Source organism: Kitasatospora sp. NPDC032757, assembly GCF_055579305.1.
Genome location: NZ_JBVINN010000046.1, coordinates 1 through 14,044 on the forward strand (window position 1 = coordinate 1; position 14,044 = coordinate 14,044).

Consider the following 14,044-nt stretch of genomic DNA (forward strand, 5'->3'; position numbering starts at 1 on the left):
AACCCGAGCCCGTACGCCCCGGCCGCCGCCAGCACCAGCACGATCGACTCCGGCCCGTACGCCACCGACGCCATCGCGTCCAGCGACAACGCCGCCAGACCCCCCAGCACACTCAACCGGTGACGCTCGTCCTGCCCCGCCCCGGTATCCGGAGGCTCGGGCTCGGCGGTGACGGCCGGGGTCGCGACGGGGCTGGACATCTGAACGGAACCTCCGCAGTCGGGCTGTTGCTCCCGATCCTGCGGGCCGTCCGGCCCCTCGCCCCCGTCCCCCTACGCATTCCTGACGCCCCGGCGGGCACCCTTGACGCCCCGTTGACGAGCGCGGGGAGGTGATGGACGAGCGCGGGGAGGTAATGGGCGGGGGCGGGCGGACCGTTGTCCCGGCGGGCGCCGGCTGGGAAGACGATCAGCTCGTACGGAGGACTCCCGGCGCGTGCTGACACGTCCGGGATGCTCAGCGGGGAGGCTGAAAGGCCCAGCCCACCCCCCGGGGAACACTTTGCTGCCTTCAGGACGTAATTGCAAGCAATGCGCAATAACGCCCAGGCCACCTCTGCACTACTCTCCGCACATGAACCGTCACTCCCAGCCACTCCTCCTCGTCGACCTCGACCACACCCTGGTCGAACGCGACGGCGCCGCGGACGCCTGGACCCCCGCCTTCTGCACCACCCACGGCCTCCCCTCCGAAGCCGCCCCCACCGTCTTCGCCCTGTACCGCGCCGACCGCTCCCCCGGCGGCTTCACCCGGATCGCCGACCGCTACGGCCTCCCTCACTCCGGCCGGACCCTCTGGAACGCGCACGTCGCCCAGGAGGCGGCCCGCACCCACCTGCTCCCCGGCGTCCCCGACGCCCTCGCCACCCTCCGCGAGGCCGGCTGGACCATCGGCGTCGTCACCAACGGCAGCACCGACATCCAACGCGCCAAACTCGCCCGCACCGGCCTGATCGACGCCGTCGACGCCGTCTGCGTCTCCGAGGAGGCCGGTGCCCGCAAACCCGCCCCCGAGATCTTCCGCCTCGCCGCCGCCCGCCTCGGCCGCCCGCTCACCCCCGCCGCCTGGATGGTCGGCAACAACCCCGCCACCGACATCCGCGGCGCCCACGCCGCCGGCCTCCGCTCCATCTGGATCACCCCGGCCCCCGCGCCGCTGCTCCCCCCGTCCCACCCCGCCCCCACGCACACCGCCCCCGACACCCCCGCCGCCGTCGCACTCCTCCTCGCCATCCCCTGACCCCGGCCCAGCCCCGCTGGGCCCCGGCCCCGCCCCGCCCCGCCCGGAAACAGAACCGGCTCTGAACTGCGTTTCCGCAGTTCAGGGCCGGGGCCGAGACGGAGGTCCAAACTTCCACCCCCGCACGAGCGGAGGAAGCCGCGGAACGCAGGGCTCGGAACCGGGCTCGTCGCGGCCGGGGCGGGCGGCCCCGCCTTTGACAGCCGCATGCGGCGGGCGAAGTGTGGAACGGACTTCGGGGTGGGGATGCACCCGGATCGGAGGTCACCGATGCCCGCTACCGACCGTAGCCACGCCTTGGACCATGTAGTCGTGGTGATGTTCGAGAACCGGTCGTTCGACAACCTGCTCGGCCGGCTGTACGGGCCGGGCGAGGTCGCCGCCTTCGAAGGGGTTCTCGGCAAGGATCTGTCGAACCCGATCCCGGAGTGGGCCGAGGACCGTTCGGGCCGGCAGGCGCTGAGCCCGGAACCCCGCCGTGGCCGGGCGGGGTTCCGCGGATTTACCCACCCCTCCAGACCGGGACCCGCATCGAGGCAGACCGGGGGCCACTCGGCCAGATTGTGCCGTCACCCCTTTGCGGGCGCCCGCGGCGTGCTGGTGGGCCCGGCACACGGTGGAGTCCACCGATGCGGTCCAGCCGATGTCGTCCTCGGCGTCCGCCGCGGCCAGCACGGCGGCGAAGATCCGCTGCCATGTGCCGTCGACCGGCCACCGCAGCAGCCGCTTGTGCGCGGTCTGGAACGGTCCCAGCTCCTGCGGCAGGTCACTCCAGGGCGAGCACGTGCGGTACTTCCATGCGATCGCCTCAAGCGTGCGGCGGTGGTCCGCCCCACCGCCGCCCACGGACCGGATCGGCCGGCATCAACGGCTCGATCCGGTCCCACATCGCATCACTGATCACCAACCGGACAGACACATCCGATCAACTGCTCAGCCCACAAAGAGACACGCCTTAACACGCGGGGCGCTTCAGTAGCACGAAGATGGCTACGCCCCTCCCATCGCCACTGGTGCGCTCCATGCTCACTGCTTCCCAGCCTTGTGAGCCCAGGACGTCCAACTCATCCTCTACACGAAGGTCGCTCCCGATGTAGAGGTACTTGTACTCCCACGCTGTCAGCACTCGGGACTCCCTACATGCCGCTGGCCACTTCGCTTGAGACTTGCATGCCCCACGCTCACGGCGCAGGCCGTTCGACGCATCTCGAAGCCAGTTTCAGCCAACCGCCTGACATATCTGCAAATCACAAAACTCGGGAGAGAAATGTCCGAGACCCCGACCACCGCCGAGGCGATCCCCGGCGGTGTGGTGGACCCGGCGACCCCGCCGGCCACCCCCGAGCTGCAGGCCCATGCCCCGAAGCCGGCGTCGAGCGGTGCATCGGCCGCCTGAAGCAGTGGCGCGGCCTGGCCATGCGCACCGACAAGGTCGCCACCGCCTACCAGGCCGCCCTCCACCTTGCAGCCATCCTGATCTGGCTCCGCAGATGACCAAAGAGACAGGCCTTAGCGAGGTGCTCTCGGTGGGGGAACCCTGAGAATCAGGGGTATTGGTGTCACGGGTCAGGAGGGCTACCCCAGCACGGCCGACGTCGCCAAGGCCCTGGGCTGGGTCGCGAAGAACTCGGTCAGGGTGACGGAGCTGAGCGAGCTGAAGATGATGCGGCGCATGCTCAACGCGCTCGCGGTCAAGCCAGACGGTGAGAAGGCCGCCCCGTCCGTCATCCTCCGCAAGCGCCGGATCCTGCACCACGTCCTCGGCCACGCGGTCGAGGAGGGGCCGCTCACCGCGAACCCGATGCCGCTCGTGCAGTGGCAACCGCCGGAGGTCGAGGAGGAAGTAGACCCGGGCGTCGCGGTCAGCCCCGAGCAGGTAGTCCAGCTCCTGACCGCGGTCGCCCTCCAGGGCCGCCCGGGCCCGCGTCTCAAGGCGTTCTTCGGGTGCATGTACTACGCGGCGATGCGCCCGGCCGAGGTCGTTCACCTGACCAGGGACCGGTGCGTCCTGCCGGCCACAGGGTGGGGGCGCCTGGTCCTCCACCGCAGCAGCCCCCGGGTGGGGTCGTCCTGGACCGACGACGGCACCTCGCACGACACCAGGGGGCTGAAGCACCGGGCCGAGAAGGCCACCCGTCCGGTGCCCATTCCGCCGGAGCTGGTGGCGCTGCTCCGGGAACACCTGGAGCAGTACGGCACGGCTCCGGACGGCCGGCTGTTCCGGACCTCCCGGGACGGGATGGTGCAGGAAAGCAGCTACGGCGCGATCTGGGCGAAGGCCCGCACGCGGGTCCTGGACCCGGCCGACCTTGCGACGCCGCTTGCCAAGCGCCCGTATGACCTACGCCACGCCTGCGTCTCGCTCTGGCTGAACTCCGGGGTGGACGCCACCGAGGTGGCCCGGCGAGCCGGCCACAGCGTGGCCGTCCTGCTCCGGGTGTACGCCAAGTGCATCCACGGGGCCGAGGACCACGCGAACGACCTGATCTCCCAGCGGCTCCAGCGCCGGCCTCCCCTGCCGACCGGCCCCTGATTCTGGTCCGCATCTGGTCCGTACGCCCTGGTCAGGACCGGGATTCAGGCGAGCCAGGGTGAGACAAACCCACCCAAAGTGGACCCTGGACTCCATACCCTTTCGAACAAAACAGAACCGGCCCTGAACCGCGTTTCCGCAGTTCAGGGCCGGTCTGGTAATCCAGTGGCTGGTGCAGGGTTCGAACCTGCGTAGCTTGCGCGACAGATTTACAGTCTGCTCCCTTTGGCCGCTCGGGCAACCAGCCAGGATTGGTGTCTCGCGGGGGCTTGCCCCGTTCGACTTCGTAAACGATACCCGATGCCGGGGGGTGGTTCGCCACTCGATTGGTCACGTGATGATCAAGGGCTGTGGCGTGGCTGTCGGGGGCGGGGGCGGGGTGGGGCTGGATAGGCTGGGGTGGCGGACGTCCGGTGGGGCGGGCCGTGCCAGTGAAGCCACAGCATCAAGGAGACCAACACCCATGGCCGACTCCAGTTTCGACATCGTCTCGAAGGTCGAGTGGCAGGAGGTCGACAACGCGATCAACCAGACCTCCCGTGAGATCGCCACCCGCTTCGACTTCAAGAACGTCGGCGCCGAGATCAGCCGCTCCGGCGAGACGATCGAGATGAAGGCCAACGGCGAGGAGCGGGTGAAGGCCGTGCTGGACGTGCTGCAGAGCAAGTTCATCAAGCGCGGCCTGTCGCTGAAGGCCCTGGACGCCAAGGAGCCGCAGCTGTCCGGCAAGGAGTACAAGATCTTCGCGGACGTGAAGGAGGGCATCTCCCAGGACGATGCCAAGAAGGTCGCGAAGATCATCCGGGACGAGGGTCCGAAGGGCGTGAAGGCCCAGGTGCAGGGCGACGAGCTGCGGGTCAGCTCGAAGAGCCGTGACGACCTGCAGACCGTGCAGGCCCTGCTCAAGGGCAAGGACCTGGACTTCGCGCTCCAGTTCGTGAACTACCGCTGACCCCTGCGGTGCGTGCGGTGAGGCCCCGGTCCCGGGTTCGGGGCCTCTCGCATCGGCGGGTCAGCCGGCGGCGGGCCGGGGGTGGGCGGCGACGAGGCGGGCCACGGCCACGGTGTCCGCGAGGGACTGGGCCTGCGCCTTGAGGGAGGCGAGCTGCTCCGAGCGGCTCGGCGCGCCGGCGCCGGGGAGCGTCGACGGGGCCGGGGCGGTCACCGGCGATGCCGGCAGCTGGCCGAGCAGACCCTGCGGGACGGCCTGCAGCGAACCGACCAGCTGCTGCACGACGCCGAGGTCGGGGAGGGAGGACGCCAGGGACGAGACCAGGCCGGTCACCGTGCTGACGAGGTCACCGACCGTTCGATGCGAAACGGGCGAGATCGCCTGATTCACACGGTGGGGCAGGCCAGTTGGCCCAGCCACCGCACGTATGCCGAACGAGCCGGACGGCGGGCAACACGCGGAGGACACACCGGAGGGAGCGGCTAGCCGGCCGCCGCCCAGTGGGCGGTGCTGGAGTGGGCGGGCAGTCCGACGGCCTCGAACTCGTCGGTGCAGCCGCCCTCCACGCGGGCGCCGATCCGGCGCAGGGCGCGGGATATCGGGCTGCCCTCGGGCGGGAAGGGCTCGAACTCGGCGCTGGTGAGCGGGCCGAGGTCGAGGTGGCCGTCGGCCCAGACGGCGGCGCGCTGGATGCCGGTACCACCGAAGTAGTCGGCCTCCACGCAGGCGATCGGGCCGGCCTTGGACCAGGCGGCGACACGGAGCCCGAGCCCGTCCGGGAACCACGCGAAGCCGGCGGTGCCGCCCGACACCCCGATCCCGCCGCCGAGTTGGAGGGCGGAAAGGAAGGCGGGGGTGGCCGGGATGAGGGCCAACCCCTGGGCCAGCGGGCTGAGGTGGGCGACCGGCACCTCGGCGGCGGCCACCGCGAGCAGCTCCGCCGAGCCGATCAGCGCCTGAAGTTCGTATGGCATTCAGTCATCCTGAACCACGGCACTGACACTCCGCCCGGCATTTACGATTCCGTGCCTGGAAGGGAATCGCCCCGGGCGGGCGGCTCCGCCCGGAAGCCGTAGAGCAGGGTGAGGACGGTCACGTCCACCGCGTCCTCCGCCGCACTCCGCTCCTCGCTCATCAACTCGTCGAAGATCTCCCCGAGTTGGCTGCGGAGCCGGACCAGCCGGGCCGGGTCGAGCCGGAGCGAGAAGTCGGCGAACAGGCTGGGCGGGCCCGCCGAACCGTCCCTGGGGGTACTGAAGTCGACCCGGCCGGCCCGCGTGTGGGCGCGGAACTCGTCGCGGACCCGGTCGACCCCGGCGAGCACCGCGTCGTACGCCTCGGAGCGGGCCGGGGAGTCGGCGGAGAACATCTCCGGGGAGAGCCGGAGCGACCCCTGGGCGGCGGCGTAGCGGCTCTCGACGATGCCGGAGACGAGCCGGGTGCCGGCGACCCGGATCAGGCCGACGGTCTCCAGTTGCTTGATGTGGCGGTAGAGCTTGGTCTGCGGCTCGCCGAGGGCGGCCGCGATCTCCTTGGCGGTGAGCGAACCGCCGTCGGCCCCCATCAGGGCGCCCAGGATGGCCAAGCGCAGCGGGTCGGCGAGCGCCTTGAGAGTGGCGACGTCGCCCACCTGACGCTCCCCGGCGGGCCGCTCGGCCTCGCGTTCACCGGTGTGCCGCACACCTGCGAGCGCACCCGCGTCCGCACCGGCCTGCTTCCCGCCCGCGTGTTCGCCGGCCCCGCCGGCCTGCTGCTCAACGTTCTCGACCACGGGCCCACCCTGACAGATCCGCGTCCGGCGTCGCAATCACCCTTGTGCAAGCACTCACCTTGAGGTAATCATTTACGAGAACGTGAATGGTTACGCGAACGCAAGGGGTGGGCATGGCAAGGACGGCACCGGCGGCAGCGACAGACCGGGGGAAGGGCCGGGAATCCGCCCTCGTCCCGCTGCACCGCAACTGGCGGTTCCAGGCGCTCTGGGCCGGTCAGGCCTCCGCGACCCTCGGTCTGCAGGTCGCCGACACCGCGTACCCGCTGCTGCTGCTCGCGCTCACCGGCTCGTCCACGCTCGCCGGGGCGTTCGGGGCGTTGCAGATCGGGGCGTCCGTGCTGTTCGGCCTGCACGGCGGGGTGGTCGCCGACCGGTACGACCGCCGCCGGGTGCTGATCGCCGCGGACGGCGTCCGGCTGCTCGCCGCCGGCAGCGTCCCGCTGGCGATGGCGCTGGACCGGCTGACCGTCGTACACACCCTGCTCGTCGCCGTCGTCATCGGCGCCACCATCGCCTACAGCGGACCGGTCCGGCTGCTGGCGGTGCGGTCGGTGGTCCCGCCCGAGCAGTTGCGGCAGGCGCTCGCCCAGGACGAGGCGCGGATGAGCGGTGCCGGGCTGGCCGGGCCGCCGCTGGCCGGGTACCTGTTCGGGGCCGGGCGGGCGGTGCCCTTCCTGGGCACGGTGGTCGCCTCACTGCTGTCGCTCACCGCCGCCCTGGTGGTGCGCTTCCCGAGCCGGGCGGAGGCCACGGCGACGGCCACGGCCACGGGACAGCGGCCGGGGACCGCACCCGAAGGCCGCTCGCCGGAGACCGCGAACCGGCGGCCGAAGAACAGCGGAGCCCTGGCCGGCTTCCGCCACCTCGCTGCCGACCCGCTGCTGCGGCCCGCCCTCGCCGTCATCTTCGTGACCAACCTGGCGGGTGCCGCTCTGCTGCTGCCGGTGATCGTCCAGCTGCGCGGCCACGGCACCCCCAGCGGCGGGATCGGCCTGGCGCTGGCCGGCGAGGCGGCGGGGGCGCTGGCGGGCGCGTTCCTGGTGGGCCGGCTGCACCGGCTGGCCGGGCCCGGCGCGCTGCTGCTCGCGGTGGCCTGGCTCTGCGTCCCGGTGACGCTGGCGCCGCTGCTGCCGGGCGGGGCCGTCACCGTCTTCGCCGCGCTGTTCGTGGTGGGGCTGGGGACGCCGACGCTGCGGGTGATGATCGACCTCCTGGTGTTCCGCCGGGTCTCGGACGAGCTGCGCGGGCGCGTGGTCTCCGCGACCATGACGCTCCTCACCGTCGGCATGCCGGCCGGGATGCTCGGCAGCGGACTGCTGCTGGACCACCTCTCCCCCGCCGTCGCACTGGCCACGGTTGCCGCGCTGCTCGCCGCCGCCCTGCTGCCCGCGACGGCCGGCCGGACGCTGCGCCGCTCCACCTGGCCGGCCACGGCCTGACCGCGGCGCGCCGGTCACGGGGCCCGAGCGCGGGGCCCGACCGTTGGGCCCCGAGCGCTGGGCCCGAGCGCGGGGCCGGGCCCCCGCCCACCGGCCGTCACGGAGCCCAGGCGTAAGCCGGACCTCCGACACGGGCCCCTGACACCCACTCACCCATGCGGGTGCACGCGGCATGCGACGCGCCGGGCAACCGGGTGAAACTGGCCGAGTACGGCCGGCCCACCCCCCGGGGGGCTCCCGGCCGGGCGACGGGCCGCACCCGAGGAGGACTCATGGGTTCCATGGACGCACCCTCGCCCGGCCGGGGCAGCCGGGGCGGTCCGACCACCACCCGGGAGCGCGGCGAAGCGGTGGCCGCCCGGACGGCCGGCGCGCCACGGATGTCCCGGCCGGCCCTGGCGCCGATGACCACCGGCCCGGTGGCCGGCCGGCGCTCCGCCCCGACCATGGCGGTGTACGGCCAGGCCGGCGTCCGTCCTCCTCCACCGCGTCCCGGCGGTCGTCTTCCCGCTGCCGACCGCGCTGGTCTCCGCCGAGCCGGTGTCCGGCCGGGAGGGCGGGGTCCACCGCCGGGTGCCGGAGGTCCTGTCGAAGCCGCTGGGCTCCCTCACCGTCCGGCGCCGGTCCGCGATGACGTTCCTTTCCTCCCCGTCCCTGCTCGCATGCGTGGCCTCGACCATCGCCCGCCGACCCGGGCGCGATCGAGCCCATGGCCACCGTCGAGGCGCTCTTCCTCCGGCACTACGCCGGCGCCCCCCGGGCGTGATAGAGCGTCAGTACCCAGTCGGATCCGCACCCACAGGATCCGCACCCAGCAGACTCCGGCCGAGCGTTGTCGACACAGGAAGGCGGGAGATCCCCGTGCCACGACCGTTCACCACCGAGGACTACACCGCCCGGCTCGCCCGGGCCACCGCCGACGCGTCCGCCGCCGGGCTCACCGGCCTGGTCGTCGCGCCCGGCCCCGACCTGCTCTACCTCAGCGGCTACCGGCCCACCGCGATCACCGAGCGGCTGACCGCGCTCGTCCTCTCCGCCGGACGCGAACCCGCCCTGATCGTCCCCACGTTGGAGCGCCCGGACGCCGAGAAGGCGGCCGGCGCCCCCGCCCTGCGGCTGGTCGACTGGACCGACGGCGAGGACCCCTACGCCACCGCCGTCCCGCTGCTCGACCCGGCCGGGCGGTACGGCGTCTCCGACAACGCCTGGGCGATGCACCTGCTCGGCCTCCAGGCCGCCCTGCCCGGCACCGGCTGGACGTCACTCACCGAGGCGCTGCCGATGCTGCGGGCGGTCAAGGGCACCGACGAGCTGGAGCGCCTGGCCGCGGCCGGCGGCGCCGCGGACGCCGCCTACCGGGGCATCCTGGAGGTGGAGTTCGCCGGCCGGCGGGAGACCGACGTGGCCGCCGACCTCAGCGCGCTGCTCATCCAGTACGGGCACAGCCAGGTCGACTTCACCGTGGTCGGCTCCGGCCCCAACGGCGCCAACCCGCACCACGAGGCCGGCGACCGGGTCATCCGGCCCGGCGACACCGTCGTCCTGGACTTCGGCGGCCTCAAGGACGGCTACGGATCCGACACCACCCGGACCGTGCACGTCGGCGCCGACGTGCCGGACGAGGTGCGGAAGGTGCACGACGTCGTCCGGCGCGCGCAGCAGACCGCGTTCGAGGCCGTCCGGCCCGGGGTGAGCTGCCAGGAGATCGACCGGATCGCCCGACGGGTGATCACCGACGCCGGGTACGGCGAGTACTTCATCCACCGCACCGGCCACGGCATCGGCATCACCACGCACGAGCCGCCGTACCTGGTCGAGGGCGAGGAGCGGCCGCTCGTCCCCGGCATGTGCTTCTCGATCGAGCCCGGCGTCTACCTGCCCGGCCGGTTCGGGGTGCGGATCGAGGACATCGTGACGGTGACCGAGCAGGGCGGACGGCGGTTCAACAACACGCCGCACGAGCTGGGCATCGTGGCGTAGTCAGCCCCTCCGACGGGCGGTCCCGACTGGGCTTTCTGAGTCTTTTCTGTGCGACGGGCCGTTCGCGTGAAGAGTCCTCCAAGAATGCCTTGCTAGCTTCGACCGGCATGACCAAACTGCTCCGCCCGGCGCCGCTCCCACCCACGCGCGCCGGGCGGCTGCGTCCGGTGACCCGGCCGCAGCCCGGTGCGCGCGCCAGCGCCCTGGCCCGGCTCCGGCTGCTGGCGTGGCCGCTCTACCTCCTCGCCCTGCTCTGGTACCTGCGGACGTACGGGCTGCCGTACTCCAACGACGTGGTGTTCTGCTGGCTGATCGGCGCGCTGCTGGCCGCGGCCGTGCACAGCGGGCACGGACGGCGCGGCTTCCTGCTCGTCCTGCGGGACTGGGTCCCGGTGATGGCCGCCGTCTGGGCGTACTCGCTGCTGCGCGGCTACGGCGCGCACACACCGTGGGCCCCGCACTGGCGGCCGCAGCTGCGCGCCGACGAGGTGCTCGGCCTCGGTGAGACCTGGACCGTCCGCCTCCAGCGCGGGCTCTACACCCCCGGCTCGCCGCACTGGTACGACTACGCCGCGGTCACCGTCTACATGTCCCACTTCTTCATGGTCTTCGTGGTGCTGGCCGTGCTCTGGCGGCGCCACCACGACCGGTTCAGGCAGCTGCTCGGCTGCTACCTCGCGCTGACGTTCGCCGGCTTCGCGACGTACCTCCTCTACCCCGCCGACCCGCCGTGGCTCACCGCCCAGGAGGGGCACATGCCGGCGCTCACCCGGGTGGTGTCGGACGTCCTCACCGGGAGCGGGCTCCAGCGGGCCGGGTCGATCTTCGAGAACGGCAGCCGGTTCGCCAACGACGTCGCCGCGATGCCCTCGCTGCACTCCGCCTACCCGGCGATGCTGCTCTTCTTCTTCTGGCCGACGGCCTCCCGCGGGCTGCGGGTGGTGCTCGTCGCGTACCCGCTCGCGATGGCGTTCACCCTGGTGTACGGGGCGGAGCACTTCATCGTCGACATCTTCGCGGGCTGGGCGTACGCGGCGGTGGTGGTGTTCGGCGCGCGGTGGCTGCGGGCGCGGCGACGGGCCCGGCAGAAGGAGCTGTTGCGGGGCGGGCCGACGGCGGTGCCCGAGGCGGCCCCCGGGGTGTCGCTCCGGCCCTGACCGGCGAGGACGGGGCGAGGCGGCGGCGCGGATCGGAGCCGACGCGGGTCGGAGCCGACGGGGCTCCGGCGGCCGGGTCGAGGGGTCTGGCGGCGGTACCTTCGCCGGCCGAACGGCCCGCCCCGCCCCGCCCGCCCGCAGGGGCCGCCGTGGCGCCGTCGGCCCCTCCCCCATGGGCCAGACTGGGGCGGTGCCCACTCCCCTGAAGCCCACCGCCGAACAGCTGCTCGCCGCCCGCGACACCACCATCCCGGACGTCGCCGCCCCCGGACTGCGGGTGCTGTTCTGCGGGATCAACCCCGGGCTCTGGTCCGGCGCCACCGGCCACCACTTCGCCCGCCCGGGCAACCGCTTCTGGCCCGCCCTGCACCGCTCCGGCTTCACCCCGCGCCAACTCCGCCCGGACGAACAGGCCGAACTGCTCGGCCTCGGTCTCGGCATCACCAACGTCGCCCCGCGCGCCACCGCCAAGGCGGACGAACTCACCCCCGACGAACTGCGCGAGGGCGGCGCCGCCCTCGCCGACCGGGTGCTGCGGCTGCGCCCGCGCGTCCTGGCCGTGCTCGGCATCGGCGCCTACCGGACGGCCTTCGGGCGGCGGACGGCGGCCGTCGGACGCCAGGAGGAGGGCATCGGGGAGACCGAGGTCTGGGTGCTGCCCAACCCGAGCGGCCTCAACGCGCACTACACGCTCGACGGGCTGGCCGAGGAGTTCCGGCGGCTCCGCGAGGCGGTGCGCTAGCCGCGTCGGCGTGCGCAGCCGCGCAGGGCTCAGGCGCGCAGGAACTCCAGGACGGCCAGCACCCGGCGGTGGGTCTCCTCGGCCGGGGGCAGGTCCAGCTTCATGAGGATGTTGCCGATGTGCTTGCCCACCGCCGCGTCCGACACCACCAGCTCACGGCAGATCGCCGCGTTGGACCGGCCCTCCGCCATCAGCGCCAGCACCTCGCGCTCGCGCGGGGTCAGCCGCTCCAGCGGGTCCCGACGGCGGCGCAGCAGCTGCCGCACCACCTCCGGGTCGACCACCGTGCCACCGGCCGCGACCGTGCCGACCGCGGCCGCGAACTCCTCCACCTGGCCGATCCGGTCCTTCAGCAGGTAGCCCACGCCCGAGCCGTCCCCGGAGTCCAACAGCTCGGCCGCGTAGGAGCGTTGCACGTACTGACTGAGGACGAGCACCGGCAGCCCCGGGCGCCGTCCGCGCAGCGCCACGGCGGCCCGCAGGCCCTCGTCGGTCTGGCCCGGCGGCATCCGGACGTCGGTGATGACGATGTCCGGCGTGTGCTCGGCGACGGCCTCGTGCAGCGCCCCGGCGTCGCCGACGGCGGCCACCACCCGGTGGCCGAACCGGCCCAGCAGGCCGATCAGGCCCTCGCGCAGCAGCACGCCGTCCTCGGCGAGGACGATGTCCAGAGGGGCGGCCCCGGGCCGGCCGGGGCGACCCGCGGACTCACCGAGGTGGCTCACGGACCGTACGGGGCGACCCGCGGACTCACCGAAGGGGCTCACAGACTGATCGGGGTGCACGGGATCTCCACACGCAACAGGGTCGGCCCGCCGGGCGGGCTGCTCACCGCCAGTGTGCCGTCCACGACGGCGACCCGGTCGGCCAGGCCGGTCAGCCCGCTGCCGGCCGCCGGGTCGGCGCCGCCCCGGCCGTCGTCCGCGACCTCGATCGTCAACCGGCCGTCCACGTACCGGCCGTCGACGCGGGCCCGGCCGGCGCCGCTGTGCTTGGCGATGTTGGCGAGCGCCTCGGAGACGGCGAAGTAGCCGGCCGACTCGACCGGGGCCGGCAGCCGCCCGGGCAGGTCGAAGCGGGTGGCCACGGGAACGGGCGAGCGGTCGGCGGCATCCGCGCAGGCGTCCGGCAGGCCGCGGTCGGTGAGCACCTGGGGGTGGATGCCGTTGATCAACTCGCGGAGCTCGGAGAGGACTTCGCCCGCCTGACGGTGCGCCTCGGCCAGCCGGGCGGAGAGCTCGCCGCCCGGCTCCGCATCCAGCCGGGCCAGGCCGAGCGTCATCGTCAGCGCGACCAGGCGCTGCTGGGCGCCGTCGTGCAGATCACGCTCGATCCGGCGCCGCTCCGCCTCGAAGGCGTCCACCAACCGGGCCCGGGAGCTGACCAGTTCGCCGATCCGCCGCTCCTGCCCGCCCGGCCCGGCCACCAGCCGGACCAGCGCCGCCCGGCCCGCCGCCACCGCGGTCAGCGGGTACGCGAGCAGCGGGAGCAGCAACGCCCCGCCCACCCCGAACAGGGCCGCGACAGGCAGGGAGTGGACCTGCCAGAGCTTCAGCACGTTCACCTGCTCGCCGTCCAGCAGCAGTAACGGCAGCGCGGCGAGCAGGTACCCGGGCACGGCGAGGGCGCAGCCGACCACCACCAGGTCGATCGGCCAGAGCACGAACGCGGCGAGGCCGGTGAGGCCCAGCTCGCGCCAGGTCGCCTGCTCCCGGTAACGCAGGCGCAGCCAGGCCGGGAGCCCGGGGCGGTCGGGCACGCGATGCGGGCCGGGGACGCCCGTACCGTCGAGCAGGCGCAACAGCCGCCGCTCCCACGCCGCGTACGGCACCCCGACCAGCGCCAGCGCCGCCAGCAGCGGCAACCCGACCAGCAGCACCGCCAACACCCCGGCGACCACCCCGGCCACCAGCAGCCCGGCGCAGAGCACCAGTCCGGCCACCCCGCTCGCCAGCAGATACGCCGCCGCCCGCCACGGCGCCCCCGACCGCAGGAACCCCGGCCGCAGGAACCCCGGCCGCGCCGGCTCCGCCCACAGTGCCCTCAGGTCCATCGCCCCCACCCTCCGCCCCCTGTCCTCCTCGCCGCCCACCCTAGGCAGCGGCGGGCGCGGTGTCGGTAGGGCCCGGCCTACCTTCCGGGGCGGGGGTGGGGGGGGGGGGGGGGGGGGGGGGGGGGGGGGGTGAGGGGGGGGGGGGGGGGGGAAGGAGCAACACAATAAGGAGGGG

13 protein-coding genes, 1 tRNA gene and 3 pseudogenes are annotated in these 14,044 nt (G+C 73.4%); 9 read left to right on the forward strand and 8 right to left on the reverse strand.

Annotated elements, in window-relative coordinates; genetic code table 11:
• Window positions 1-200 (reverse strand): annotated as a pseudogene (locus tag ACZ5WK_RS33910) (amino acid permease); the annotation flags it as partial.
• A 373-nt stretch (window positions 201-573) separates the two neighbouring features.
• Here ACZ5WK_RS33910 and ACZ5WK_RS33915 point away from each other — a divergent pair.
• Window positions 574-1,239: an HAD family hydrolase gene (locus ACZ5WK_RS33915; RefSeq protein WP_465553357.1), complete on the forward strand. Its 666-nt coding sequence runs from the start codon at window positions 574-576 to the stop codon at window positions 1,237-1,239.
• A 576-nt stretch (window positions 1,240-1,815) separates the two neighbouring features.
• On the opposite strand, the pseudogene ACZ5WK_RS33920 reads toward ACZ5WK_RS33915, so the two are convergent.
• Window positions 1,816-2,158 (reverse strand): annotated as a pseudogene (locus ACZ5WK_RS33920) (transposase); the annotation flags it as partial.
• Window positions 2,159-2,506: 348 nt separating this feature from the next.
• On the opposite strand from ACZ5WK_RS33920, the gene ACZ5WK_RS33925 reads away from it, so the two are divergent.
• The 3 genes and pseudogenes from ACZ5WK_RS33925 to ACZ5WK_RS33935 all read left to right on the forward strand — a co-directional run bounded on the left by ACZ5WK_RS33925 (window position 2,507) and on the right by ACZ5WK_RS33935 (window position 3,772).
• Entirely contained in the window at window positions 2,507-2,635 is a 129-nt protein-coding gene (locus ACZ5WK_RS33925) for a hypothetical protein (RefSeq protein ID WP_465553466.1), read from the forward strand.
• A pseudogene (locus tag ACZ5WK_RS33930) lies at window positions 2,611-2,733 on the forward strand (IS5/IS1182 family transposase); the annotation flags it as partial. The gene ACZ5WK_RS33925 and the pseudogene ACZ5WK_RS33930, both read left to right, overlap by 25 nt.
• Before the next feature lie 142 nt (window positions 2,734-2,875).
• On the forward strand, window positions 2,876-3,772 hold the full coding sequence (locus ACZ5WK_RS33935) for a tyrosine-type recombinase/integrase (RefSeq protein ID WP_465553359.1): 897 nt from the start codon (window positions 2,876-2,878) through the stop codon (window positions 3,770-3,772).
• Window positions 3,773-3,938: 166 nt separating this feature from the next.
• On the opposite strand, the gene ACZ5WK_RS33940 is transcribed toward ACZ5WK_RS33935, so the two are convergent.
• Window positions 3,939-4,019, reverse strand: a tRNA-Tyr gene (locus ACZ5WK_RS33940).
• Between the two features lie 216 nt (window positions 4,020-4,235).
• Between ACZ5WK_RS33940 and ACZ5WK_RS33945 the strand changes: the two genes are divergently transcribed.
• Complete coding sequence (locus ACZ5WK_RS33945; RefSeq protein WP_360183649.1) at window positions 4,236-4,724, forward strand: YajQ family cyclic di-GMP-binding protein; 489 nt, start codon at window positions 4,236-4,238, stop codon at window positions 4,722-4,724.
• Window positions 4,725-4,784: 60 nt separating this feature from the next.
• On the opposite strand, the gene ACZ5WK_RS33950 is transcribed toward ACZ5WK_RS33945, so the two are convergent.
• The 3 genes from ACZ5WK_RS33950 to ACZ5WK_RS33960 form a co-directional block, all read right to left on the reverse strand.
• Window positions 4,785-5,057, reverse strand: a complete 273-nt coding sequence (locus ACZ5WK_RS33950; RefSeq protein WP_465553362.1) for a hypothetical protein — start codon at window positions 5,055-5,057, stop codon at window positions 4,785-4,787.
• 149 nt (window positions 5,058-5,206) lie between these two features.
• Entirely contained in the window at window positions 5,207-5,698 is a 492-nt protein-coding gene (locus ACZ5WK_RS33955; protein ID WP_465553364.1) for a hypothetical protein, read from the reverse strand.
• 41 nt (window positions 5,699-5,739) lie between these two features.
• A complete protein-coding gene (locus ACZ5WK_RS33960; RefSeq protein ID WP_465553366.1) occupies window positions 5,740-6,495 on the reverse strand; it encodes an ArsR/SmtB family transcription factor in 756 nt (251 codons plus the stop codon).
• A gap of 113 nt (window positions 6,496-6,608) precedes the next feature.
• On the opposite strand from ACZ5WK_RS33960, the gene ACZ5WK_RS33965 reads away from it, so the two are divergent.
• The 4 genes from ACZ5WK_RS33965 to mug all read left to right on the forward strand — a co-directional run bounded on the left by ACZ5WK_RS33965 (window position 6,609) and on the right by mug (window position 11,816).
• Window positions 6,609-7,937: an MFS transporter gene (locus ACZ5WK_RS33965; RefSeq protein WP_465553368.1), complete on the forward strand. Its 1,329-nt coding sequence runs from the start codon at window positions 6,609-6,611 to the stop codon at window positions 7,935-7,937.
• Window positions 7,938-8,798: 861 nt separating this feature from the next.
• Window positions 8,799-9,917, forward strand: coding sequence for an aminopeptidase P family protein (locus ACZ5WK_RS33970; RefSeq protein ID WP_465553370.1), 1,119 nt, complete (start codon window positions 8,799-8,801; stop codon window positions 9,915-9,917).
• Between the two features lie 107 nt (window positions 9,918-10,024).
• Window positions 10,025-11,074 carry a phosphatase PAP2 family protein gene (locus ACZ5WK_RS33975; protein ID WP_465553372.1) on the forward strand — a complete coding sequence of 350 codons (1,050 nt, stop codon included), beginning with the start codon at window positions 10,025-10,027 and terminating at the stop codon, window positions 11,072-11,074.
• A 172-nt stretch (window positions 11,075-11,246) separates the two neighbouring features.
• Complete coding sequence (mug, locus tag ACZ5WK_RS33980) at window positions 11,247-11,816, forward strand: G/U mismatch-specific DNA glycosylase (protein ID WP_465553374.1); 570 nt, start codon at window positions 11,247-11,249, stop codon at window positions 11,814-11,816.
• 29 nt (window positions 11,817-11,845) lie between these two features.
• On the opposite strand, the gene ACZ5WK_RS33985 is transcribed toward mug, so the two are convergent.
• Together ACZ5WK_RS33985 and ACZ5WK_RS33990 are read right to left on the reverse strand one after the other, a co-directional pair.
• Window positions 11,846-12,481: a response regulator gene (locus tag ACZ5WK_RS33985; RefSeq protein WP_465553456.1), complete on the reverse strand. Its 636-nt coding sequence runs from the start codon at window positions 12,479-12,481 to the stop codon at window positions 11,846-11,848.
• A gap of 98 nt (window positions 12,482-12,579) precedes the next feature.
• A complete protein-coding gene (locus tag ACZ5WK_RS33990) occupies window positions 12,580-13,869 on the reverse strand; it encodes a sensor histidine kinase (protein WP_465553376.1) in 1,290 nt (429 codons plus the stop codon).
• Window positions 13,870-14,044: the final 175 nt, after the last annotated feature.